Raw genomic sequence first — 25,471 nt, forward strand, 5'->3', positions numbered from 1 at the left:
TTATGCCATTTGTACGCATCGATTTATTTGAAGGACGCACGCTAGAGCAAAAGAAAGCCCTAGCTAAGGAAGTTACAGAAGCTGTTGTTCGTAACACAGGAGCACCTCAGTCAGCTGTTCACGTTATTATTAACGATATGCCTGAAGGAACTTATTTCCCACAAGGTGAAATGCGCACTAAATAAAGCTTAAGCAATCTGCTTAGGCTTTTCTTTATAAGTGGCATTCGTTGAATAAAACGCTATATTTTGTTACAATTTTAAATGATATTTGTATATAAATTGTAAAAAGGAAATGAAATGATTACACGTGAATTTGATACCATCGCAGCAATCTCGACACCGCTTGGTGAAGGGGCTATTGGGATTGTTCGTTTAAGCGGAACGGATAGTTTTGCCATTGCGCAGAAAATTTTTAAAGGCAAGGACTTGAGTAAGGTTGACAGCCATACACTTAACTACGGCCACATCGTTGACCCACAGACAGGTAAGGTCATGGATGAGGTTATGGTGGGAGCTATGAAGTCTCCAAAGACCTTCACTCGTGAGGACATTATTGAAATTAATACCCACGGTGGAATCGCCGTAACTAATGAAATTCTCCAGCTAGCTATCCGTGAAGGTGCTCGAATGGCAGAGCCTGGTGAATTTACCAAGCGTGCCTTCTTGAACGGTCGTGTCGACTTGACTCAAGCTGAAGCTGTTATGGATATCATCCGTGCCAAGACAGACAAGGCCATGAATATTGCGGTCAAACAACTAGATGGTTCACTATCTGATCTTATTAACAATACGCGCCAAGAGATTCTCAATACTCTGGCACAAGTCGAAGTCAATATCGACTACCCTGAGTATGACGATGTGGAAGAAGCTACTACTGCTGTTGTCCGTGAAAAGACTTTAGAATTTGAACGATTATTGACCAATCTTCTAAAAACAGCACGCCGAGGTAAAATCCTCCGTGAAGGGATTTCAACTGCCATCATTGGTCGCCCCAACGTTGGGAAGTCTAGCCTACTCAATAACCTCTTGCGCGAAGATAAGGCCATTGTAACTGATATTGCAGGGACAACTCGAGACGTCATTGAAGAATACGTCAATATCAACGGTGTTCCACTGAAATTGATTGATACTGCAGGTATTCGTGAAACGGATGATATTGTCGAGCAAATCGGTGTTGAACGCTCCAAGAAAGCCCTCAAGGAAGCTGACTTGGTACTACTAGTACTGAACGCTAGTGAACCTCTTACTGCTCAGGACCGACAACTTCTTGAAATCAGCCAAGATACCAACCGTATCATCCTACTGAACAAAACTGACCTACCTGAGGCTATTGAAACTCAGGAACTTCCTGAAGATGTCATCCGTATTTCAGTCCTTAAAAATCAAAACATCGATAAGATTGAAGAGCGCATCAATAACCTCTTCTTTGAAAATGCTGGCTTGGTCGAACAGGATGCAACCTACCTATCCAATGCCCGTCATATTTCATTAATTGAAAAGGCAGTTGAAAGTCTGCAAGCAGTTAACAAAGGTCTTGAACTGGGCATGCCAGTTGATTTACTTCAAGTTGATTTGACACGTACTTGGGAAATTCTTGGGGAAATCACCGGTGATGCAGCGCCAGATGAACTCATTACTCAATTGTTCAGCCAATTCTGTTTAGGAAAATAAGAAAAAACTAGTTTAGAAAATGTTAGTCACCTAAAAAGAGGTTGGGACAAAAAGTTCCCGACCTCACTTTTTATTATCAATCATAATTTGACGCGGTAGCTTATTGAACTTTTTGTTCGTCTTTTAGACTCCAAAAAGTTCCTAATCATCCTCGCGGGGCTGGGACTACGAAATCAAGACTTTGTCTATCGATTTCTGTCCCACCGCCTTTTCTTTCACGTTCTAAGTTATATCATGCCTTAGCAGATATTTGAAACAAAATTTACCAGTTCTTTTCTATTTTCACTTAGTCTTTAGGTAATTTGCCAGCTTTTTCAAGCATTTTTTTGATTAAATAAGGCATCTTGACATTTTCACGACCTTTTTTCTCAATTAATTTTTTAACAAATTCTGGCATTTGTAAGTCTTGTGATTCATCTAAAATATCCTTAGTTTCCTCCGAAGGGACTAATTCATCAAAAGTTTCTTCTTCTGGGAGGAATTCTCTAAATTCTTTATGTTCATTAGCTCGAATAATATTGCCCAAGGCATCAATCAAACGAGAATCTGTATTTGGCATTGGTGGACGATGGTAGTTCACACCCAATTCCTGACATAAATCATAACATTCCACATCATTATCAAACAAAACTTCAATGTGCTCACTAATAAAACTAATAGGTACAAAAATATAATGCTCTGGATGTTCTTCCTGTTCTCTAAGATATTCCAGAACATCTGGTTTAATCCAAGGAATACCAATATCACTTTCACTCTGCCAAGTGTTGGTATATTGGTCTGGATTTAAGTCTAATTTCTCAGCAATTAACTTGCTATTTTCGAAAATCTGGTCGATATAGGGATCACCAAAATCCAAGGCAAAAATGGGCACACTGTGGGCAGAGAAGATGACTTTAAAGCTATCCTTTTTCACCTTTTCTTTTAAAATCTTAGCAATTTCATCTGTCCAATAGTTTAATAGGGCTTCTTCTTGATACCAGTCCTTAATAACTAAAAACTGAATTTGTTTGCTTTCCAAAAACTTTTCATAACCCATGACAGAGTAAAAGGAATAGTGTGGCTCCAAAATCAAGCAAATACACTTTTCAATTCCATCTGCTTCCATTTGCCGAATCACGTCTGGAATAAAGGGAGTTGAAAATTTATTGGCAAAATAGACACTATATTCATTTCCCAATCTAGCTTCTACTAAGGCAACTTCTTCACGGGTAATTTTTTGTAGTGGAGTTCCTCCAATTCGAACATAATTATCATAAAGTGTTTGAATCTCGTGATCTTGAGGTCGAACTCCACGACGAATGTTAGTAAAAAAGTCGGCTACTCCTTCAAAGGTAATCTCTTCTGGGGAACCAAATGTCATCATTAAAATCGCTTTTTTCATCTCTGCATCCTTGTGATATTTTTATCTTTTTTATTGTATCACTAAAACAGCCATAAGTAAACGCTAACATAAGAATGTTACCTCCCTTCTGACTTTTGTTTTTCTCTTCTTTCTATGATACAATGGTTTTAAAAGAAGGAAAAAAGGAGTTACGATGAAATATCCAACATTGTTGGAGCGTTTTTTGACTTATGTCAAAGTCAATACTCGTTCTGACGAACATTCAACCACTACACCAAGTACCCAAAGTCAAGTAGACTTCGCAACTAATGTCCTCATCCCTGAGATGAAACGTGTTGGTTTGCAAAATGTTTACTACCTACCAAACGGTTTTGCTATCGGAACCTTACCAGCCAACGACCCAAGTTTGACTCGTAAGATCGGTTTTATCTCTCACATGGATACAGCTGATTTTAATGCTGAAGGTGTCAATCCACAAGTTATTGAAAACTACGACGGTGGTGTTATCGAGCTTGGCAATTCTGGTTTCAAGCTTGATCCAGCAGATTTTAAGAGCTTAGAGAAATATCCAGGACAAACCTTGATTACTACTGATGGAACTACTTTGCTCGGGGCTGATGACAAATCTGGTATCGCTGAAATCATGACCGCTATCGAATACTTGACTGCTCATCCTGAGATTAAACACTGTGAAATCCGTGTTGGCTTTGGTCCTGATGAAGAAATCGGTGTTGGTGCTAATAAATTTGATGCAGAAGACTTCAATGTTGACTTTGCTTATACAGTTGACGGTGGACCTCTAGGTGAATTGCAGTATGAAACCTTCTCTGCTGCAGGAGCTGAACTTCACTTCCAAGGCCGTAATGTTCACCCAGGAACAGCTAAAGGACAAATGGTCAACGCTCTCCAGTTAGCCATCGACTTCCACAATCAACTCCCAGCTGGTGACCGACCTGAGTTGACTGAGGGTTACCAAGGTTTCTACCATCTCATGGATGTAACCGGAACTGTCGAGGAAGCGCGTGCTAGCTACATCATTCGCGATTTTGAAAAAGAAACCTTTGAAGCGCGTAAGGTTGCCATGCAAGCTATTGCTGATAAGATGAACCAAGAACTTGGTAGTGATCGTGTAACCTTGACTTTGACAGACCAATACTACAACATGAAAGAAGTTATCGAAAAGGATATGACTCCAATCACTATTGCTAAAGCAGTGATGGAAAATCTTGATATTACTCCTATTATCGAGCCTATCCGTGGAGGAACAGACGGTTCTAAAATTTCTTTTATGGGAATTCCAACTCCAAATATCTTCGCTGGTGGTGAAAATATGCATGGACGTTTTGAATATGTCAGCCTTCAAACTATGGAGCGTGCAGTTGATACAATCATTGGCATTGTAGCTTATAAAGACTAAAGAGATCGGGAAAAAATTCCCGACCTCTTTTTTTATCAGCATCTACTTTTGACACGGTAGTTGACTGAACTTTTTGTTATTCTGCTACTTTTTCTCTTGTTTCTGAAGATGTAGTTGCAGGAGTTAAGGTTGACTCAGCTTGTTTATCGTTTGTTTCTTTATTGGCTGTTTCGGTGTTAACTTCAACTGGCTTGACTTTAGATTGAAATTCCTGATTTAATGAGACAATTTCTTGCGCAAGAGCTAGAAGAGCTTGCTTGTCTTTACTTGCAGCTGATAATTTATCAAACAAAGCATCCACTTTTTCAAAGTCCGCATCAGAACCATTATTCATTTCCAAATAAGTATGTAGGGCAAGGACTCCATTATATAATTTTTGATAGAGAAGCAAAACCTCTGGGTCTTGATTAGCATTCTCACGTTCAGTCTGAATGGTTTGTGAAATACGTTTTATAAGATCTTGGACTTGTGTGTTTAGTTCATCAAGGTCTGCATCGTCTTTATCTAGAGCAGCTTTCAGGTTTTTCACCTCGTCAGCGAGTGAAGCTTTTACGCCTTCTTCTTTGACTTGAGCAACTAATTCTTCAGCTTTCGTTAAGAGTCCTTCTACTTGAGCTTTTCGAACATGATTGCTTTGTTCCTCAGGCTTAATATCATCATACAAACCTTTCAAGAACTCATAGACTGCTGTTTTAGCACTATGGCCATCCACTTTTTCTGTATCTAAAATCGTTTCAGAAGGCTTACTTGTAACAGGTTCATTCTTCAGAGCTTCTTCAACTTCCAGTTTTGTTTGATAGATTTCTGGGAATAGTTTGTTCAAGTCAGTCGCCTTAAGGAAGGATTGTGATTGATAAAGTGTCCAAGTTAAGTTAGCAATTTTATTTCTAAGAGTGTCATTTAAGTGATTATCAGATAAATGTTGATAGAAATACTTAATGTACTCGACTGTTGTAACTCCAGTACGGTCATTAAAATCTTGCAAAGCTTGTAGCTTAGCTTCAACTGAATCTAAACCTGCTTCATCTTGGGCTAGTTTATTTTCTTGAAGCTGAGTCAATAAATCCTTCTTAGGAAGTCCGTAAGCATCTGTGTCTAAGGTATTAATCTTATCTACTAAAGCTTGATATTTCTTGTCTAAAGGACTGATTTCTGTTGGTTTGACACTTGAGTCAATGTGAATATACTGTTTGTCAAAGAGATCTAAAGCAGCCAGATAGCCAGCTGTAGAATTGGTTGAAAGCTTCTTCATATTTTCAGAGAATTGACCTAAGGCAAGCTCAATTTGTCTTTGTAAAATAGGTTTATCCTTGTAAACTTCACGACTTTCTGCTAGAAGTTGTTCAACCTTGTTTTGAACAGTCGTTTCATCAAATGCACCTGGTTGGTAGTTAGATTGCAAGGCAGGTATTTTGTTTTTTAGAGCCACTTCATAGCCCTTGGTTTGAACTTTAATATAGTGGTTGTGGTCGCCATGAGGGATAACAAAGCTACCATTTTCAACCTGCAAGCTATAAGGAGAGACTCCATCACGTAGAGCAGTTGTATAGAGTTCGTTTAGGAAATCAAGCTCTGCATCACCTGTTTGAAGCGGAATACGAACGTGTTCCTTACGAACGGCGTAAGGGTGAATGTGAGTTGGGTCATAAGCCTGGTCTGGATTTCCGAATACAAAGAATCCATTTGAAATTCGGATCGCTTCAAGCGGAACACCATAGGTTTTAGAGATATAAGCCATCTTTTCTTCATCGCTGGCATCTCGAGAGAAACTTTCAACAGTCTTGGCAAGAGGTTTTACAGGCTCTGCCTGATGGTGTCCATGTAAATGTTCCTGCGCCGCCTTAATCTGCTCTTTCGACAAATCTTTCTTAAAGAAATAGTGGGCATGGTCTCCATGTGAAACCACAAAACCTTGCTCATCCTCACTAATCACTCGCTCAGCTGCAAAGCCATGATCATGTTCATCTTCATGATGCTCGTGTTTCACTTCATTCTCTTTAGGAGTGTTATGATTATCTTTTGGAACTTCTGTTTGGCTATGCCCATGTAAATGTTCTTGAGCTGCCTTTATCTGCTCTGCTGACAAATCTTTTTTAAAGAAATAATGTGCATGATCTCCATGTGAAACTACAAATCCTTTATCATCTTCACTGATCACTCGATCAACTGCAAAGCCGTGATCATGGTCTTCACCATGATGGTGGTCATGCTCATCTTCATCATGGTCCTCATGACTTGGACTTGGTGTCACTGGTGACTTAGCTTTCAAATGATCTTGTGCTGCCTTGATTTGCTCAGGTGTCAAATCTTTCTTAAAGAAGTAATGATTGTGATCACCATGACTCATGACAAAACCTTCTGAATCTTCACTTATAATTCTATTTGCATCAAAACCATGATCGTGTTCCTCTTCTTCATGGTGAACATGTGGTAACGGATTATTTGGTGTAGAATTAGAAGGACTTTCTAAGTTTGGAGTGTTAGATTGTGCTTGATGATTGTTAAGAGATGATTTAGGGATATAGTGATAGTGGTCCCCATGTCGTACGATATAAGCATCGCCAGTATCTCTGACAATATCATTAGGGTTAAAGACATAACCATCATCTGCTGCAGAAACACCATTATTCGGTGTCAGTGACAAGGGTTGACTGAGAGCTGAACTATTGCCAGATAAATAAGCCTTTGCGGCAGCTAATTCACCCGCTGACAGATCACTCTTAGGAATGTAATGATAATGACCTCCGTGAGGAACGATAAATGCATCACCTGTATCCTCTATGATATCCGCAGGATTAAAGACATACCCATCGTCGGTTGTGTATCGACCTTGTGCTCTAGCAGCAAGAACTTCTGTGCTTACACTACTTTGATCTGAAGTATGTTCTTGTTTTTGGCGCTCAATTTGCTCTTTGCTACGAATATTATCTGCATGACTAGCATCTTTCAAGTAGACATAGTACTTCCCATCCACCTTGATAATGTAGCCACCCTTAATCTCATTGATAATATCTTCATCTTTCAACTGATAGTTTGGATCTTTCATGACTAACTCTTCGCTAAAGATGGCATCATATGGTACCTTACCATTGTAAAAATGAAAATGGTCGCCGTGTGAAGTCACATATCCTTGGTCTGTAATCTTAGTAACAATCTGCTCAGCTTCTATTCCTTCCTTCTTGCTAACTTGGTCCGGTGTCAGAGATTCATTTTTCTTAGCTTCAGATTCTTTTCCATCAACATATGATACACGATTGCTTTCTTTTTTCTCAGGTGCTTGATGTTGATTTAAAGCGTAAGCGCAGACACTTAAGGCAAAGACAACTGCAGAACCTGCTAAATATTTTTTATTAACTTTCATAAACTCCTCATTTCAATTCTTGTGCTAAAACTGACAAATTTTCTTCTAGATTTTCCAAATAAGACTTGTCATTTTGTGGATCTGCCTCTAAAGGATTTAGAGTTTTAAGAGTCACACCTGTTGATTTGACAAGTGTATTAGCCACCTTTGATGAAGCGTTACTCTCTGTAAAGATGGTTTTGACCTTATAAGTTTTTACAAATTCTTGGATTTCAGTCAATTGTCTTGGGCTTGGTTCTTGATCAGGAGATATTCCTGCAATACCAAGTTGATTTAGACCAAATCGTTTTGCTAAATAAGAAAAAGCTGTGTGTTGCGTCACAAAAGTCTTTTGATCAGCATTTTCAAAGATTGGCTGGTATTTCTTGGTTAAGTCATGAGCTTTTGCACTGAAGTTTTGCGCATTTTTCTGATAAGTTTCCTTGTTAGCACTGTCCTGTTCGGATAACTTGTCAGCAATAATTTGTGCTTCTTCTGCAACTTTTTCGGGATCAAGCCAAGTGTGAGGGTCGTACAAGGTCTTCTCATCAACACCATTTCCGGCTTCCATATCTTCCAAGCCAGGCACGCGCTCCAAGGTCATACCATCAGACGCTTCTATGACTTTTACCTTAGATTTTTGCAGACTTGGGTCTAAACTTCCTGCCCATGATTCTAAGGTGTGTGAATGATAGATGAAAATATCCGCATCATAAATAGCTGCAATATCATTTGCGGATGGTTCATAGGAATGAATACCAGAACTAGATTGAATCATCCGAACATCATTTAGGTCACCCGAAACCTCTTTGACCATGGCATAGACAGGATAAAAACTTGTCACAATCTTCATCCCCTTTGTTTCATTACTATTGTCTTGACCAGCATTTTGTCCACAAGCTCCTAAAACGAGAGCAAAGAAGGCAAGCATAAGCCATAGGACACTTCTTTTTTTCATCACAACTCCTTAACTAGTGTTTAACCATTTAATTAACTAGTAAACATTCTACTCCTTAAAATTTAAGATGTCAAGTTATAAATTCACTTTTTTTCCAAAATTTTACCAAAAGAAAAAGCATCTATAAAAGATGCTTTCTTATAAATTACCAATATTTATTTCTGGAAACTTTTTCGGAAGGAGTTGCCAGAATTCTTCTAATTGCTCTTCTACTCTATTAGTATTTCGAATAGTTAGGCTATACTTCTTAGAACTATCCTTTCGAGTATATACAAACTGATAAACTGTTGTAAAACGGCTATAACTTGTACGTACTAAATAGATCCTCCAAACATCTCTGAGATCGACGGCTTGTGTCCCCTTATAATAAGTAATAAGATGATTTTGATATAGAATAACTTTCAAGTCCTGTTCATAAAAATCAGCTTGTGTTTCAAGTAGTTCAAGATTTCCTTCTAATTCAGGATACAAACGATAAATCTCTTTGAACGAATCAATTGTTTTCTTTCGTATGATAAAGGCTGCGACTAAGGTCATTAATCCCATACCAGAGAAAATCACAATACCAAAAATATAGCTCAGGCTGTCTCGAGAATATTCACTGAGACTGAGATAGATTCTTGTATTCATATTTCGTGCAACAACTGATTTAGCAGGAAGTAGCGAACTAATAAACTCGTCAAGATTTATAATCTTGGTATTTTTCGAAGTATTGATAAAATTGGTATTAGTGAGGGGTTCTAACTGAATACCTGTGAGTGTTCCAGGATTATCAGCAAGACTATCTGCATTCTCAAGAAGTTTATTGATTGACTCATCTTTCACTTTAGATTCAACTACAGCAAATTTTCCTTCACCTTCGTTACTATATTGCACAATATAAACAACTGTTCCACCGTCAACTTCACCAACAGGTTCAGGATAGATACCGTAGACTGACATAGTAACTTCTTTTCCAGTATCAGTCGTATCTGCAAACCTCTCTGTAGGTTTCTTATGAATCTGACCTAGGAATCCAGATATAGTAGCGAGTGAGAAAAATACGATTGAAATCAAAAGAACTGCAGTAAAGCCTTTATTTCTTTTTTCTTTAAACATTATAATCTCCTTTAGTCCCTTAATAAAATTATATCAGACTTAAATCCATATCTCATCTTTGATCCTAGTTTTTATAAGATTTTTACAAAAATAAAAAGCTCGAACTTTCATTCGAGCTTCATTTTTATTTTCTTGCAGCTTTTTCATCTTCTTCAAGTTGTTTGACCAGTTGTTCAACACTGTCAAATTTTACCATATCTCGGATACGATCTAACCAATAGACGGTCACAGTCTCTCCATAAATATCTTCATCAAAATCAAAGATATTCACTTCAAAACGCTCTTCCTCTCCATCGAAGGTTACGTTCTTTCCGACACTGGCCATTCCTCTATAGAGTTTTCGTTTGATTTCAATATCAACAGTATAGACACCATCTGCTGGCATATAAGTGCGGTCCAAAAGCACGAGATTTGCAGTAGGATATCCAATTGTACGGCCACGAGCATTGCCATGTACAACAATTCCTCTTGTTGGAAGTGGGCCACCAAGCAATTGACCAGCTTCTTTCACATTCCCTTCTAGAATAGCTTGTCGAATGCGAGTAGAGCTAATCTTTCCTTTTTCATCTTCTACAGGTGGTACTACGACTACTTCTCCATCAAAGATTTCTTTTAAATCTTCAGCTGATTTTCTATCAGAACCAAGACTATAATCAAATCCTACTACAATGGTATCTGCTTTGACTTCTTTGACAAAGGTATCTACAAACTCTCGAGCGGTCATATTGGCAATACGACTTGAAAAATCCATTAAATAAAGATTTTCGACCCCAGCTCGTTTAAACTTTCGTTCACGTTCTTCTGCATTCAGGATATGAAGTAAATTTTCTGGTGAATAGGGTTTTAATGTTAACTTCGGTGATTCATGAAAGGTAATTAAAGCAACGCTTAATCTTTTCTTTGCAGCAATTTCACCAGCAATGCTAAATAATTTTTGATGTCCTAGGTGGATACCATCAAAATATCCTAATACTAGGACAGTCGGTCCTGGTGTTGCAATGTCTTTTTCAGTTTTTATAGGTATTGTTACAATCATAGTCATATTATACCAAAAAGAAGAAGGCATTCAAAACATTACGAATTTAAAAAGACTATAAGCTACTCTTCACTTCTTTCCTAAGTTGTTCCAGACTTTCGATTTGATACTTTTCCATAACTTTTGGCAGATTTTCGATAATATCTGGACAGGCATATGGATTGGTAAAGTTTGCTGTTCCAACACCAATAGCTGACGCTCCAGCTAAGTACATTTCTATAGCAGCTTCAGCTGAATCAACTCCTCCCATACCAATGATTGGTAGATTGGTAGATTGGGCTACTTGACGGATCAATTTGAGAGCTACTGGAAAGACTGCTGGTCCAGACATACCCCCTGTCCCATTTGCAATGATTGGCTTTCTAGTTTTGAGGTCAAAACGCATACCAACAAGGGTATTAATCATGGTGAGTCCACTAGCTCCAGCATCCTCTGCTGCCTTAGCAATAGTTACAATGTCAGTCACACTTGGTGTTAATTTAACGTAAACGGGTACATCAGAAGCCTCAACAGCTGCCTTTACCACATCATAAGCCAACTCAGGGTCCTGTCCAATTAAAAGTCCATGATTTCCATGATCAACGTTTGGACATGAGATATTGAGCTCGATGGCTTTTACATTAGTTGCCTTTGAAATTCCATGAGAAACGGCTGCGTATTCTTGTTTTGAAAATCCAGCAACATTGGCGATAATAGGGAGATTTGGGTATTCTCTTTCAAGCCAAGGTAATTTCTCAGAGAGAACGACATCTAAACCAGGATTCTGCAAACCAATGGCATTGAGCATACCAGCAGGTGTTTCTGCCACTCGAGGTGTTGGATTACCAAATCGTGGTTCAAGGGTTGTAGCTTTAATCATGATAGAACCTAATAGGTCTAAATCATAGTATTTAGCATACTCTTGACCAAAACCAAAACAACCTGATGCGGGAATGACAGGATTCTTTAACTCTAAGCCAGGCAGAGAAACTTGTAATCGATTTGTAGTCATGATATTCTCCTTATAAAACAACTGTTCCTGTTTTAAATACAGGCCCATCTTCACAGACACGTTGACTAACTGTTTCACTATCTGGAACTTTTAGGACACAAGCATAGCAAGCCCCCATGCCGCAGGCCATACGCGATTCTAAAGATAGATAAGCTCTTGGGTGGTCGTAAAAGGTTTGATTGATATATTTCATCATACCAGGTGCACCGCAAGAGTAGATGGCGTCAAATTCAGTGTCTAATTCCTTAATGATAACTGAGACATTTCCCTTGATACCATAGGAACCATCATCAGTTGTCACAAAGACTTTGCTGTATTGGGATAATTCACTTTCTAAAATGACAGCATCTTTAGTAGCAAATCCTAGAACAGTTGTAATTTCCACACCACTCTTATGTAGTTGTTTAGCTACTTCGAGTAAGGGTGGTACTCCGATTCCTCCACCAACTAGAAGAACACGATTCTGCTTGTCTAAATCAGACAAATCAAAGCCATTTCCTTGAGGTCCCATAACATCTAAGCTATCACCAGATTTTAAGGTTGAAAAGATAGCTGTACCAGAGCCTTCGATGCGATAAATCAGATGACATTGTTTCTTAGATTTATCTATGGATGAGATTGAAATTGGACGACGCAAGAGGTGGGCATCATCAGGTACACGTAAATGAAGAAATTGTCCAGCTTTCATAGCTTCAACCATGTCTCCTTCAAGTACTAGCTCAAAGATTGCTGGTGCGATTTCCTCTTGATCAATCACTTTCATATTTTCCAAGCGAATAGCACCCATGCGTTTTCTACAATTTGGATTCATAACTTTTCCTTCTTAAATTTTAAGGGGATCAGATAAAGAAAAACCTTGCTATTGCAAGGTTTCAGTTAAGATATTTACACAAAAGTGGCAAATAAACACCTGCTTACTTGTTTCCATTGTAGCTTCTTTTCTCTGACACCTTGTGAGTCTCTCTGGACTTCCCTTAAAGGTTAAATTTTCACTAGTATACTGTATCAAACATGAAAAGTCAAGTAAAAATAGGTAAGGTATCAGTTCATAAAAGTTGCTTATTTTTGCGAAGAAAGAATTTTTTCTAGTTTTTGATAATCTTTGACACTGTCAATTTCGTAGATAGAATTTTCTTCTAACTCCTCTACATAAACATCTAGTTCTTTGATGTTATCTTTAACCATGTTATCCCAGTAAAGGTCAACAAACTCGCCACTCTCATAGGCTTGGTTAATAAATCCTACAATCTTCTCAGCTGTTGGAGCATCCCAGAACGATACCCCACTCAAGATGCGTCCGTTTTTACTATCGACAATGATATCTTGAACTTTGAAGTCATCCCCATAAACTAGGAACCACTCATTATCACAGTCTTCACGATAGACACTAAAATAAGTTGAACGTTCGATGTCATTACGGAACATATTCTTGAAAAGATAGTTATCCGCATCGATAACGTAGCTATTAGCCAACTCTTCTTTTACCAAGTAAAGAGAGTAAAAGTTGTTGTAATCAGCATACTTATCATTGAAGACCAAACGAACACCGTATTTCTCTTTGAGGTAGTCGAACTGTTCTTTCAAATAACCTACAACGATGATAATATCATCAATACCACGTTCTTTTAAAAATTCAATTTGATATTCAACCAAAGGTTTTTGATTGACTTGTACCAAGGCTTTGGGAGTATTTTCTGTCATAGGACGTAAACGAGTTCCCAATCCCGCTGCTAAGATGATCGCTTTCACGCGTTTTCTCCTTTATTCTTTAATGATAATATAAACACCAGCCATTACAACAAATGAAGTTATAATGGTCAAGACAGTCAGAGGTGTCCCCAAGAACATCGCTGCAAACAGGACAGTCCAAACTACATAACTGACATTTAAACCAGTTGCTTTTGCTGGTTGCAATCGATTGATAGCCATATAGTAAGCAAGATAAGAAATCATATTAAATGCTGCAAAGACAATTAATAGACCAAACAATTGGCCGTTTGCCACTTCTGCAAATGAGTGATGCGAGAAAAGCACAATAACAAGATAAGACAAGAAGGATGTAACTTGACGAATCAAGAGAGCTTCAATTTCGCTGAGGTCACTTTCCATAGCAAAGGAGCTCAGAACACTTTCACTTCCCCAAGCAAAAGCACAAATCAAAGCACATAGAATACCTATGTAGAAAGAATTAACCTGCTCTGCTTTATAGGTCTGAGCAATAATCCCAGCAATGATTAGAAAGATACCAAAAATTGTATTTTTGGAAATCTTGTGCTTCAAAAAGAAGAAGGCAAGCAAGACTGAGACTGCCGGATAAATAGCTGAGACTGACGAAGCTAATGAACTTCCAATATACTTAACCGCATAGAGATTGGCCTGCATACCAATCGGACCGGCTAGTAAAGCTCCGATGATAACACTGACATTTCGAATGTTCAAGAAGATTGAAAAACGAACTCTGCCTTCCTTAACTAGAAGATATCCTAACAAGATAAAAATACTTAGGAAATCGTGTGCTGCTGCTACTACAAAGGGCGATAAATCCGTGAATATTGAAAAGATATAAGCACTAATAGTTAATCCTAATCCCCAGAACACACCTGATAGTAGCCCAAAAGAAACTCCATTTTTAGTTTTCATTTAAATCTCCTTCAGACTCTAATTCTTTTACTGCTCTATTGTAACGAGAGATTCCGTAATCTCCGAAATCTGCACCATTTTCTTCTTTGTAAATAGTCCAAAGACTCCAAATGATATCTTGCAAGATTTTGTAAATACGAATTTTCTCCCTTGAAACTGGAGTCTTGTCACTCTCGTAATGACTTAAAAAGTCTTCTTCTTCTGCACTTGTAAATTCAGATTCTAGGAAGAGGGCTGCCAAATCCCACATAGGATCATTCATAGAAGAATATTCCCAATCAATTAGATAAAGATGTCCGTCTGGACCTTCAATAAAGTTTTCTGGAACCAAATCAATATGACATGATTTCTTATCAATTCCAATTTGTTCAAGCTCTTCCTTCAGAGAAAATACAGCCTTTCTGACAGCTTCATAATTAGGATAAGAAATCTCCCCTTGAATCAATGATTCATATTTTTTAATTTCCTCAAAAGGAGCAAACTCTCCTTTCAATTCTTTACCAGAAGCATGAATCGTTTGTAAAATTGGAGCTATCTTTTCAAATTTAGTTTTAATGGTATTAAAATTAAGTGTCTCAGCATTTTCGATGTACTGATTAACCTTGATACCTGCTTCGATATCAAAAAGATAATTTTCTACATCTAATTTTAAATCTTTCAACAACTCAAGATTGTACTTTTCATTCTGGCGATCGATTAATTTATCAGTACCTTTACCGAAAAACTTAACGATGTACTGGTTTGAGGTTGTCTTAACCAAATAGTTTTGATTGGTCATCCCCCCCAATTGTTCAACGCTCTGAATTTCTTCGTCAGCTGACAATAAGGAAGCAATCTTTGCTTTAACGATTTTCTTCACAATAATCCTCCATTATACTTCCCACTTAAAGACTGTCTTAAATGCTGTATTTAAGTCAGTTGCAAAAACTCGGTGAATATCTTTAATTTCTCTGACTGGTTCTTCTAGATAAATAATATTCTTCAAACGATTGGCAAATTTTTTAATTTCCATCATTTGGATAGCATTTTCAAAGTCAATTCTTCCTGAACGTGAAGATCCGACTAGTAACAAGCCTTTTTCCAATGAATCCCGAGTGTTGATGTTGACCTTATACTCACTAACACCCATCATCAAAATGGTCCCTTGTGGTTTGATGTAACGGATCAAGTCATTAATAGCAGGTCCGCATCCATCACCACCACAGCATTCGAAACCATGGTCAAAACTTAAATCTTCTGGAATACTATCAGTAATGTAAAGCTCTTTTGCAAATGAGAAGAGTTCTAACTTTTCCCAGTGACGACCGATAACAATAATCTCAGCTTCAGGCAGAGTATAGTTAATAATATTAGCCATGACAAAAGCTAAACTTCCATCACCAATGACAGCAATTCGTTGGCGTCTGCTGTGAGATATCGTCATGAAACGATTCATAGCATGCATGCCAACACTGACAAACTCTGTAATGGCGGCAACTGTGTCTTCGATTTCTTCGTAAGATACAACACGATCCTTAGGCAGAGATACAAATTCTCGCATAAACCCATCATAACCACTTGAAAGGAAATATGTTCCAGTCATGTAATTTTCGTAGAATTCCTCATCACTTTGCATAGGTGGTTGATTTGGAATCATAACAACCTTCTGACCAACTTTGTAGGTACCGGTTGGGTCAGAAATGACTGTACCACAAGATTCATGAATCATAGCCATAGGTAGTTTTTGGGCTAAAATTTTTGGATCTCGTTTACCTTGATAATAGCGCTGATCCGCATGACAAACAGCCATATAGTTTGGTCGGATGAGGATATGATTCTCTTGATCAATTTCTTCTTCCTGGTATTTAATATTAATAAACTTTGGTTTTGTCAGTTGATAAATTTGATTAATCATGTCTCTAGTCTTTCTCAATCATGCTTTTAGCAATCTTCAAGTCTGTCACTGTTGTGATTTTAAGATTTGAGTATTCACCCTTAGCCAAGGCTACATCTTTACCCTTAATGACAAAGATCTTACATGCATCTGTTAAAATTTCTTTTTCTTCTGCTGATAAAGAACCATACAAGTCAATAAAGTCTTTACAACGGAAGGTTTGTGGAGTTTGTCCTTGGTATAGATGAGCACGATTTGGAATATCTGTAATGAACTGACCATTTGTACTTTCAACAATGGTATCCACCGCTTCAACCACAGTGTCAACAGCATCATGTTTTTGAGCAAGAGCGATATTGTCTTGAATCATGCGAAGTGTGATAAAGGGACGAACCGAATCATGCGTCACTACGATATCATCTTCTGTTAGTGGACGGTAAGCATCAATTGCTTCAATAATCTTTTCAATACTAGAATTACGATCAGCCCCACCTTTTGTAATGATGATGCGGTCCTTGTGAAGTGGAAGGAATTTTTCAACTAGATCTTCAGCATGTGTAACCCAGTCACCATGAACTCCAACAACAATTTTTTCAATACTTGGTTCTAGGACAAATTTTTCAATTGTATGGATTAGAATTGGGCGGTCTCCCAACTCAAGAAATTGTTTAGGTAAATTACTGATACCCATACGCGTGCCGGTTCCACCTGCTAAAATTCCAGCGTAAATCATATTGATTCTCCTTTGGTTTGTTTTAAAAACTCATTCTTTAGTATTATATCATAATCTAGCACTATCTTGAAATAAATACTAGTTCTCTCTAGTTAGAAACTGATGATGAGAGCATTTCATGCATTGAACATTTAAAACTAATCCTTGCATTATTAACTCTCGGTTAATATAGAGTTCTTCAGAATAATATAGAAAGCTTAAAGAAACCTTAAACCATTGGTTGATATATATATATAGCAATCCTGAAATTTTAATTAGACTTTTCCAATTAAAATTGTTAAAATAAAATGGAAAATAAAAGAAAAGGAAGCTAACTACCGCCATGATGAATATGCAAAACATGATGCGTCAAGCTCAAAAACTTCAAAAACAAATGGAGCAAAGCCAAGCTGAATTGGCTGCCACAGAATTTGTTGGGACTTCTGCTCAAAACCTCGTAACTGCTACCTTAACAGGTGATAAAAAAGTTGTAAAAATTGATTTTGATCCCGCAGTTGTGGATGCTGAAGACATTGAAACTCTTTCAGATATGACTGTTCAAGCTCTCAATGCTGCGCTCGAACAAATTGATGAAACTACTAAGAAGAAACTTGGAGCATTTGCTGGTAAGTTACCATTTTAATTAGATTATCAAAAATAGGCTGGTACACAGCCTATTTTAATTTATGTTAAAAAGCAAATAATTCAGTTGCTTTATTTAGCAATAAGTCACTATATTCAGGATCTTCCTGAGCAGTTTCTAGTTCTTCTTTTATTTTTTCCAAGTCATCCGTAATTATTCCGTCAACACCTAGGTGAAAAGACTTATTAAAAGATTCGGAACTATTGATTGTCCATACATAGAGTTTTTGATCAGTATTCCATAGTTTCGTGACAAAATATTCATCCAAAGTAGAGTACTCCATTGTGTAGCCTGTCGCAACCGTTCTAGGAAAAACAGAATTGTAGGGAAGGATAAGATAGATTGGAATATTCTTATCATACTGAGTTACTTTCTCAACAACATGGTAATCCAAGGATTGCATTTGATGACCATAAACCTTAATTTTTGCAGCATACTTTTCGAGAAAATGTTCCATCATCTGCGGGCTATCTTTGTGGCTGGTCTTAATTTCAATGAGTAGTTTCTGATGCAGTTCATTTGCGCGAGTTAGATAATCATCGAAACTTGAAATCTTTGTATCATAACCATTCTCATGAATGTCAATCTGCTTTAACTCTTCTAAGGTCAAATCTTGTGGTGTTTTATTGATACCAGCTAATCCTCTAAGATTAGCATCATGCATCATGACAAATTGTCCATCCTTTGTTTCCTGGATATCCATCTCGATTAAATCTGGTTTTAATTGAGATGTTTTTTCTAGGGATTGAATGGTATTTTGTACACCATTGCCATTTGATACACCACGGTGTGAAATCACAAGTGGTGGATTGACTACAGGAGCTTCTAGATAATTATAGCCTTCAATCGCAAAGAAGATACATGCACACACCATGACACCCCACCTCATGATATGGTCCTTCTCGCGTCTTGGCATAATATCAAGTTCTTCTCCTGTTAAAAAGGACGTAAATTTTACAAGGAAATAGGTTAATGCCATATAGTGGAAATTCTTGATAAGAACAAAATTCAAAATAGCTAGAACCAGAGACTCTCTCTGAGTAAGGCTATCCACTATATACTGAGTAGATAATATCGGGATGAGAGGAAGATAGAAGAATAGATTGGTTTTTACAATAATTAAGAATAAATGCCAGGCGTAAAACCAAAAGTGATCTTTAGTTTTATCCAAACTATAAATGATTGCTTCCTTAACCGTCATCTTTTCATAAAAGACCTTGGGCAGAGTGAATATCAAGCGAACTGAAACATAAAAGAATAAGAGTGATAAGATAATAATGGCTACCCACCACATCCAGTACTTATCTTCCATGTAGGTTTGAATAAACTCTGGAATTACGATTTTATTGAAATAATAAATCTTAAATATCTTTCTGATAAACGGAAATAGCATTGCTACAAATATAAAGATGAACAAAGCTTTTGAAATAGTCAATTCCTTCATAAAAGCAAGGCTTTCACGAAATACTTTTCGACTGTATTCTATAAGAGTTCTTTTTTCGTGATATAGGAGGTGGCGAGCTCCAATAAAGAGAATACTAAGTTGAAAATAGGCTACCAGCAGATTGATGGCTATTAAGATTACGAAGCCAAGACTGACTATAGGTGCGTTTTTTATAATCTCAAAAATATTGTTGTAGGAAATAAACAAATATCCAGTCTGACTTAGTAAAAATCCAGCTATCACTGAGTTTAATGGCAACCAGATATAGTCAACCAACATAAAGATTAGAAAGAATAGAAAGAGGATTTTATCTAGATTTAGGTAAATCTTTTTAAAACCCAATTTTTTCGGTTTTTCAGGTTTCATAAAACCTCCTAATCAAAAAACTGTGATAGATCTAAGGCATCAAATGGATTCGAATTGAGACTACTCTGAGAATTGAGTAACAGCCTACTCTCATCTGACTCAAGAAAAGCTTCATACACTCGAGCAGTCATACGAGCATCCTCTAAACTATTATGAGATCGCCCTTTAAAACCTAGAAAATTAGCCACAGTTTGTAATTTTAGATTAGCAATTCCATGCAAATCAGAACTACGTCGCTCAAGTGCCTCATTATAGAGATCGACTAAATATTGTTCTCGATAGTCCAAACCATGTTCTAGTAAAATCGGTAAATCACTCTTTGCTGCATTATAACCAACAAGGGGTAAATCACCAACAAAATCTTGAAATTTTTGGAGGACTTCTTCTACCTTTGGAGCATTCTTGAGAGTCTCTGAAGTAATACCAGTCAAACCATTAATAAAACTCTTTAAAGGTACATCTGAGTGAACATAAGAGTCAAACGCTTCTACCTCTTCACCATCTTTAAAGTGCACTGCCGATACCTGAATCAAATGAGTCTTATCTTGGTGTTTGTTGAATTCTAAGTCAAATGAGATATAATCTCTTACTGTTTCCATCTTATCATTCCTTATTGATTTGTAAAAAGAAACCACCTGGTCTAATCATAGAAACCAAGCAGTTTTTTCTTATTTGCCAAATAAGCGAGCAAAGAAGCCTTTCTTCGATGCTTGAACTTCTTGCTTAGCTTGATCCAACTCCAACTGAAGAGTTTCTTGGTCCTTCATAGCTTGAAGGGTTAACTGTTGTTGTTGGTCCAATTGCTTATCTTTTTCAGCAATTTGGCGGTCTTTAACACGCATCTGTTCATCTTTTTCAGCCAGTTGCTTGTCTTTTGCTTTCAGTTGTTCATAAAGACGGATGATTTCAGCGTTCTTTTCATCAACAAGAATCTCCATAAGTTCTCGTTGCTTAACTTCATCACTAACTGGTTCATCTTCAAAGATAGTCTTTTTGTAGATTTCTTCAAGTTTGATCAATCCACTACGAGTAACAACAGTAACACCTTTGTCGTTTTTTGTAATATCTTCTTCAGGTAATTCTTTGACACGATTATTGATTGCTTGTCGGGATAGCCCCAAGACTTCAGCAATCTCACTGACAGTCATTTCAATACTCATAATATCCTCTATTTTTCTCTAGCTTTTCTTAAATTAAATCTTATCATAAGTAATTCAAACTGTCAAATAACACTGTATTTTCAATGGTTTTTTAAGATATAAAATTTTAAAACTACTTATTTGCGATATTTTAAAAAGATGAGAAAATCCCATCTTTCGACTAGTAGATAAAAATCATCGGTTGGCCAAATGCTTAATAGAAAACCTTTCTCGGTTTGTAAAGATGTTCTCGTTTCTCTAAAATTGCTAGTAATTTATCATCTTCAAAGCCAGCCAATTCCTTCTCAGTTTGTTCCAATTCAATAAAGCGACCAAAACGAACTTCTTCTGCCTGCTCTGGAGTCAAATTTACCTTTACTAAATCCCCTGTCCCAATCTCTAGAGGATGGAGAAAAACAAAATCTCCAGCTTGAACTTTTTCAGCGACTTCTTCCAAGGTCAAAGCATCTTCCAAGTTTAAACCTGCTGCACTAGTTCGAGTTAAGTGTGACATATGGGCCGCATAACCAAGTTTTTCTCCAAGATCAACAGACAAGGTACGGATATAAGTTCCCTTACTGCATTTGACACGAAAAGAAAATCGTGCAAGATGCCCATCATAAGAAATCGGACTCGTTCTTTCAAACCTATAAATCGTAACCTGACGCTCTGGACGCTCTACTTCTTGACCAGCACGCGCATACTCATAGAGCTTGCGACCATTGACCTTGACAGCAGAGTACATCGGTGGGATTTGAGTGATAGGACCAGTCAAACTCGCAATCGCCTCATCGACAAGTTTTTCATCCAGTGGATTTAAAACAGGAGTCTCTGCAACTACTTCCCCACTAGCATCCTCGGTCGTCGTTGAATAGCCTAGAGTGATTTCTCCCTCATAGACCTTACCCTCGTCCTGCATGAACTCAACCATGCGAGTCGCCTTTCCCACAGCAATGGGTAAAACGCCCACTACATCCGGATCCAAAGTGCCACCATGGCCAATCTTCTTAGTCCCTAAAATCTTACGCAGTTTAAAAACCGCATCATGCGAGGTCATCCCTGCTTCTTTCTTTAAGTTGATAATACCGTTCATTTATTAACTTTCTAAAAATACTAAAACTCTCTTTTGGAAATCCTTATTCTGTTCATAGAGTGCATGCCCGCACTCTGGCAAAATGGTGAGCTGGCTATCTTTGATATGCTGATGCAATACAAGTGAACCATCTACGCCAAGAACATCATCTTTTTCTGCTCCAATGATTAACGTAGGGCAGCTAATTTTTTCGAAAAAAGCTAGACTATCATGCTTCAAACAAGATACAGCCTGAATATCAATACGTTTTTTATCTTTAATGCGACCAAAGATTCCCATTATTCGATAAAGGTATTTAAATCTTCCAAAGGATTTAGTCGTGTAAGAGTGACGAGCAATATCTATCATCAGATCTTTATAAGTTCCTGTTTGACTCAGGTTCAGCCAGCAACTAATTCTCTCCCTGCCTAGATTACTTAGTTTTGCAGTGGTCACGGCTAAAATGAGCTTTTGAACCTTTTCAGGGAAATCCGCCACCAACCATTGGGCAATCATTCCACCTTGTGAAATCCCCATAACATAAGCGGTATCTAGGTTTAGTATCTCCATTGCTTCAGCAACATCTGCTGCCATATCCCGTGTAGTATAACCCTGCCTCAACTCATTGATTCGAGAAAAAACATAAATTTTGTAACGTTCGGCAAGTATACGGTATGTGATTGAAAAAGGCATAGCCATACCTTTAACCGTTTGTAGTCCATCGCCCAATCCTGGTATAATTACTAAAGGGTCCTTTCCTTTTCCAAATGTCACATAGTCCATAGTCTTTCCATTTATAGACAATGTGGCGTTCTTAGCTGAATACAAAGATTATTCTCCTTTCAACGCATCAAACTTCGCTTTCATAGTTGGATTTTTTCTTGTCAATTTTTTGACGGAAACATCATCTAATTTGTTGTTGGCGAGACGGAGTTGCTTTTCTGATGTGGTCAAGAATTTCTTAACTTCTTCCATCCGTTTAATAGCCTTGTCAATTTCATCGATGGCCTTACCGAAGTTGACAGAAGCTGAATTGTAGTTCTTAGCAAAGGCTACCTTGAAAGCTTCCAAATCTTCCTCAAAATGAGTGATATCGATATTTTGCTCACGTATAAGTGCTAGTTCCTGCTTGTATTTTAGAGAATTAAGGGCAGCATTGCGCAAGAGCCCAATCAGTTGGATAAAGAACTGAGGACGCACGACGTACATTTTCTCATACTCATGACTGACATCGACAATTCCAGTATTGAAGTAATCATTGTCAGCCTCAAGCATACTTACCAAAACTGCATACTCACAGTTCTTCTCACGGCGGTCCTTGTCCAACTCTTTGTAGAAATCTGCATTCTTGTGCTTTTTCTCAGTTCCATCCGCTTCATTTTTCATCTCAAACATGATGGAAATGAATTCCAGCCCATTTTCATCAAAATCACGGAAGATGAAGTCTCCTTTAGAACCACGCGCTGAAATCTTGTTGTCCTTTTCAAAATAAGCATTTGGAAAGGCAAAACTACGAACCTTGTTAAACTCGCTCTCCGCATACTGTTCTAGACTTTCACCAATAGCTTTTGTAGATTGTTGTGCCTTAAAATTCTTGTAAAACTCAACCTGCTCATTTGCTGCCTTAAGTTGGGCTTCATAGTTTTGTTTAACAGAAGCAAGAGAAAGCTCGTTTTCTTTTTCTTGTAAAAGGAGCTGATTTTTGACCTGGTCGCGTTCTTTTTCAAGATCAGAAAGAGTTTTTTGTAGTTGGTTCTCATGCTCCAAGCGCAAGGTAGCCAATTGATTCTCAAGAGCTTGGACCTCTTTTTCTTTTTCTAACAGACTTTTGCTAGCACTTTGCTCTACTTCCTTCCTAGCCAATTCTTTTTCAGTTTCGAAATTTTGGATTTGACTTTGTAGCTGGGCAATTTCTTGGTCTTTTTGAGCGAGTTTTGCCTGTTGTTCATTCAAGGCCTTTTGCTCTACCAATGTCAATTCTTGCTTGATTCGTTCATGCAATTCCTTATCAAACTCTACAGTGCGAACTTGAGAAATCAGTTCTGCATATTGACTTTCATTAACTGTAAAAACTTCGCCACAATTTGGACATTTAATTTCGTTCATGATTTTCCTCTAAATTTAACATTACTACTTTCATTATAGCATGGAAAAACAAAAAGAAAAAGTTGGAATCAATCCAACTTTTAATCTACGTATGTATCTTCGTTTTTGTTTAAGAAGGCGTAAGGCAATCCCATCAGTAGACCACCGCCGATAAAGTTACCGATGAAGGTTACACCCCAGTGACGAAGAATATTTCCGATACCAAAGTTTGCGATCGAATCAGCAGCAACACTGAATTTCACAATAGCAAATGAAGCAAAGTTTGCGGCGATGTGTTCGTTTGTTAAGAATACAAACATGTAAATGGCTGAAAGAACCAACCAAAGTTTAGCTCCACCATCTTTAACCAAAACAAATGATAGAATTGCGATATTTACAAAGATATTCGCTAAAATACCTTCTAGCAATACTAATTCATTTGAACGTGCTAGTTTCATTTCTACAACACCAGAAATGAAACTGTCGTGAGTGAGATTTGCATAGGCTGCTGAATGAGCGAATCCCCAACCGGCAATAAGGGCACCGATTAAGTTAAAGAAAGTACAATATAGAAGAATTTCTACTGTTTTTCTCCAGCTAATTTTTTTCAAAAAGCTACCAGCTGTAAGGAACATCATGTTTGATGTTACCAACTCAGCATTCAAGAAGACAGTGTAAGCCAATCCCCAAGCGAAAACAAATGGGAAAAGGAATCGTCCGCTACCTGGTGCAATCTTATTAATCAAATCTGCACCAACTGCTCCTGCTGCTGTACTGAAGGTAAGGAATGCACCTGCAAACATTGAACGGATAGCATACTTGAATTTGCTATTTGAATAAAGACTTTCTTTCTTTTTACAAGCAAATTCAATTTTTGAGATAAATTCTGATGAAACCATATAAACTCCTAAAACTTTATTTGTGAATATTATAACATAAAACCGATACAATGGGAAGACTTTCCTAAATCAATTCCTAATATTTTTTAAAAACATCGGAATCGTTTACATCCTTGTAGTATTAAGTTTTTAACCTTTAAATTTTTGTAAAATAATTCCTGAACTTCTAGCTTTATTTCTAATATTTAATATATTTTTTAAAAAAAGAAAAATAAAAAGAGAGAAACCAAGTGAATCTCTCTACTTCTATTAAAATTTTAATCTACATAAGTATCTTCGTTTTTATTTAAAAAAGCATATGGTAAACCGATTAAAAGTCCACCACCTATTAAGTTAGCAACAAAGGTGACCCCCCAATGACGGAGAATATTTGCGATTTCAAAGTGCTGAACTTCATTAGCAACAATGCTGAATTTAACAATACTAAATGAAGCAAAATTTGCAGCAATATGTTCGTTTGATAAAAATACAAACATCGAAATTGCTGACAAAATAATCCAAAGTTTTGCAGACGCATCCTTGACTAAGATTGAAGACAGAATGGCGATATTAACAAACACATTGGCAAGGATACCTTCAAGTAAAACTAATTCACTTGGACGCGCTAATTTCTTAGCTACTAGTTTTGGTAAATAACTATCGTGAGTCAGATGTGAAAATGCTGACGAATTCGCAAAGAACCATCCAGAAATCAAAGCACCTAGAAGGTTAAATAGAGTGCAGTTAAGTAAAAATAAATTTTT

Annotated in this window: 23 protein-coding genes and 1 pseudogene; 4 read left to right on the plus strand and 20 right to left on the minus strand. The window is 37.3% G+C overall.

The window, feature by feature from the left end; translation table 11 throughout:
- Positions 1–2 precede the first annotated feature (2 nt).
- Together HW271_RS04820 and mnmE are read left to right on the plus strand one after the other, a co-directional pair.
- A complete protein-coding gene (locus HW271_RS04820) occupies positions 3–185 on the plus strand; it encodes a 4-oxalocrotonate tautomerase (protein ID WP_001117401.1) in 183 nt (60 codons plus the stop codon).
- 114 nt (positions 186–299) lie between these two features.
- Positions 300–1,673: a tRNA uridine-5-carboxymethylaminomethyl(34) synthesis GTPase MnmE gene (gene mnmE, locus HW271_RS04825; protein WP_178895072.1), complete on the plus strand. Its 1,374-nt coding sequence runs from the start codon at positions 300–302 to the stop codon at positions 1,671–1,673.
- Positions 1,674–1,959: 286 nt separating this feature from the next.
- Here mnmE and hemH read toward each other — a convergent pair whose 3' ends face one another.
- Positions 1,960–3,054: a ferrochelatase gene (gene hemH, locus HW271_RS04830; RefSeq protein ID WP_178895073.1), complete on the minus strand. Its 1,095-nt coding sequence runs from the start codon at positions 3,052–3,054 to the stop codon at positions 1,960–1,962.
- Positions 3,055–3,208: 154 nt separating this feature from the next.
- Here hemH and pepT point away from each other — a divergent pair, with 154 nt between their 5' ends.
- Positions 3,209–4,432 (plus strand): peptidase T, encoded by a 1,224-nt coding sequence (pepT, locus tag HW271_RS04835; RefSeq protein ID WP_178895074.1) that lies wholly within the window; start codon positions 3,209–3,211, stop codon positions 4,430–4,432.
- A 76-nt stretch (positions 4,433–4,508) separates the two neighbouring features.
- On the opposite strand, the gene HW271_RS04840 is transcribed toward pepT, so the two are convergent.
- The 11 genes from HW271_RS04840 to HW271_RS04890 form a co-directional block, all read right to left on the minus strand.
- On the minus strand, positions 4,509–7,793 hold the full coding sequence (locus HW271_RS04840; RefSeq protein WP_178895075.1) for a pneumococcal-type histidine triad protein: 3,285 nt from the start codon (positions 7,791–7,793) through the stop codon (positions 4,509–4,511).
- 7 nt (positions 7,794–7,800) lie between these two features.
- A complete protein-coding gene (locus tag HW271_RS04845; protein WP_178895076.1) occupies positions 7,801–8,730 on the minus strand; it encodes a metal ABC transporter solute-binding protein, Zn/Mn family in 930 nt (309 codons plus the stop codon).
- A 138-nt stretch (positions 8,731–8,868) separates the two neighbouring features.
- The gene (locus HW271_RS04850; RefSeq protein ID WP_178895077.1) at positions 8,869–9,828 is read right to left on the minus strand and encodes a hypothetical protein; all 960 of its coding nucleotides are present in this window, start codon (positions 9,826–9,828) and stop codon (positions 8,869–8,871) included.
- Positions 9,829–9,952: 124 nt separating this feature from the next.
- The gene (locus tag HW271_RS04855; protein WP_178895078.1) at positions 9,953–10,864 is read right to left on the minus strand and encodes a bifunctional riboflavin kinase/FAD synthetase; all 912 of its coding nucleotides are present in this window, start codon (positions 10,862–10,864) and stop codon (positions 9,953–9,955) included.
- Positions 10,865–10,919: 55 nt separating this feature from the next.
- Positions 10,920–11,903 carry a dihydroorotate dehydrogenase gene (locus tag HW271_RS04860; RefSeq protein WP_178895654.1) on the minus strand — a complete coding sequence of 328 codons (984 nt, stop codon included), beginning with the start codon at positions 11,901–11,903 and terminating at the stop codon, positions 10,920–10,922.
- Positions 11,866–12,666 (minus strand): dihydroorotate dehydrogenase electron transfer subunit, encoded by an 801-nt coding sequence (locus tag HW271_RS04865; protein WP_178895079.1) that lies wholly within the window; start codon positions 12,664–12,666, stop codon positions 11,866–11,868. The genes HW271_RS04860 and HW271_RS04865 overlap by 38 nt, the downstream gene beginning before the upstream one ends.
- A 248-nt stretch (positions 12,667–12,914) precedes the next feature.
- Complete coding sequence (locus tag HW271_RS04870) at positions 12,915–13,604, minus strand: sugar phosphate nucleotidyltransferase (protein WP_006152268.1); 690 nt, start codon at positions 13,602–13,604, stop codon at positions 12,915–12,917.
- Between the two features lie 12 nt (positions 13,605–13,616).
- Complete coding sequence (locus HW271_RS04875) at positions 13,617–14,495, minus strand: DMT family transporter (protein ID WP_036752746.1); 879 nt, start codon at positions 14,493–14,495, stop codon at positions 13,617–13,619.
- A complete protein-coding gene (locus HW271_RS04880) occupies positions 14,485–15,354 on the minus strand; it encodes a phosphotransferase family protein (protein ID WP_178895080.1) in 870 nt (289 codons plus the stop codon). Before HW271_RS04880 ends, HW271_RS04875 begins: the two co-directional genes overlap by 11 nt.
- A 12-nt stretch (positions 15,355–15,366) precedes the next feature.
- Complete coding sequence (locus HW271_RS04885; protein WP_178895081.1) at positions 15,367–16,389, minus strand: ribitol-5-phosphate dehydrogenase; 1,023 nt, start codon at positions 16,387–16,389, stop codon at positions 15,367–15,369.
- A gap of 4 nt (positions 16,390–16,393) precedes the next feature.
- Positions 16,394–17,101 (minus strand): 2-C-methyl-D-erythritol 4-phosphate cytidylyltransferase, encoded by a 708-nt coding sequence (locus HW271_RS04890; protein ID WP_036752755.1) that lies wholly within the window; start codon positions 17,099–17,101, stop codon positions 16,394–16,396.
- 322 nt (positions 17,102–17,423) lie between these two features.
- Here HW271_RS04890 and HW271_RS04895 point away from each other — a divergent pair, with 322 nt between their 5' ends.
- A complete protein-coding gene (locus HW271_RS04895; protein WP_142557396.1) occupies positions 17,424–17,723 on the plus strand; it encodes a YbaB/EbfC family nucleoid-associated protein in 300 nt (99 codons plus the stop codon).
- A gap of 46 nt (positions 17,724–17,769) precedes the next feature.
- On the opposite strand, the gene HW271_RS04900 is transcribed toward HW271_RS04895, so the two are convergent.
- The 8 genes and pseudogenes from HW271_RS04900 to HW271_RS04935 form a co-directional block, all read right to left on the minus strand.
- Entirely contained in the window at positions 17,770–19,533 is a 1,764-nt protein-coding gene (locus HW271_RS04900) for a glycerophosphoryl diester phosphodiesterase membrane domain-containing protein (RefSeq protein ID WP_178895082.1), read from the minus strand.
- 8 nt (positions 19,534–19,541) lie between these two features.
- Positions 19,542–20,132 carry a 3'-5' exonuclease gene (locus tag HW271_RS04905; RefSeq protein ID WP_178895083.1) on the minus strand — a complete coding sequence of 197 codons (591 nt, stop codon included), beginning with the start codon at positions 20,130–20,132 and terminating at the stop codon, positions 19,542–19,544.
- A gap of 69 nt (positions 20,133–20,201) precedes the next feature.
- Positions 20,202–20,693 carry a DUF536 domain-containing protein gene (locus tag HW271_RS04910; RefSeq protein WP_004252719.1) on the minus strand — a complete coding sequence of 164 codons (492 nt, stop codon included), beginning with the start codon at positions 20,691–20,693 and terminating at the stop codon, positions 20,202–20,204.
- Positions 20,694–20,886: 193 nt separating this feature from the next.
- Positions 20,887–21,765: a tRNA pseudouridine(55) synthase TruB gene (gene truB / locus HW271_RS04915; protein ID WP_178895084.1), complete on the minus strand. Its 879-nt coding sequence runs from the start codon at positions 21,763–21,765 to the stop codon at positions 20,887–20,889.
- A gap of 3 nt (positions 21,766–21,768) precedes the next feature.
- The gene (locus HW271_RS04920; protein ID WP_178895085.1) at positions 21,769–22,527 is read right to left on the minus strand and encodes an alpha/beta fold hydrolase; all 759 of its coding nucleotides are present in this window, start codon (positions 22,525–22,527) and stop codon (positions 21,769–21,771) included.
- Between the two features lie 48 nt (positions 22,528–22,575).
- Positions 22,576–23,850, minus strand: a complete 1,275-nt coding sequence (locus HW271_RS04925; protein WP_178895086.1) for a DUF2130 domain-containing protein — start codon at positions 23,848–23,850, stop codon at positions 22,576–22,578.
- An 80-nt stretch (positions 23,851–23,930) separates the two neighbouring features.
- Positions 23,931–24,728, minus strand: a complete 798-nt coding sequence (locus HW271_RS04930) for a formate/nitrite transporter family protein (RefSeq protein WP_178895087.1) — start codon at positions 24,726–24,728, stop codon at positions 23,931–23,933.
- Between the two features lie 257 nt (positions 24,729–24,985).
- Positions 24,986–25,459: pseudogene (locus tag HW271_RS04935) on the minus strand (formate/nitrite transporter family protein); the annotation flags it as partial.
- Positions 25,460–25,471 lie beyond the last annotated feature (12 nt).

Source organism: Streptococcus sp. oral taxon 061 (assembly GCF_013394695.1).
Taxonomy (GTDB): Bacteria; Bacillota; Bacilli; order Lactobacillales; family Streptococcaceae; genus Streptococcus.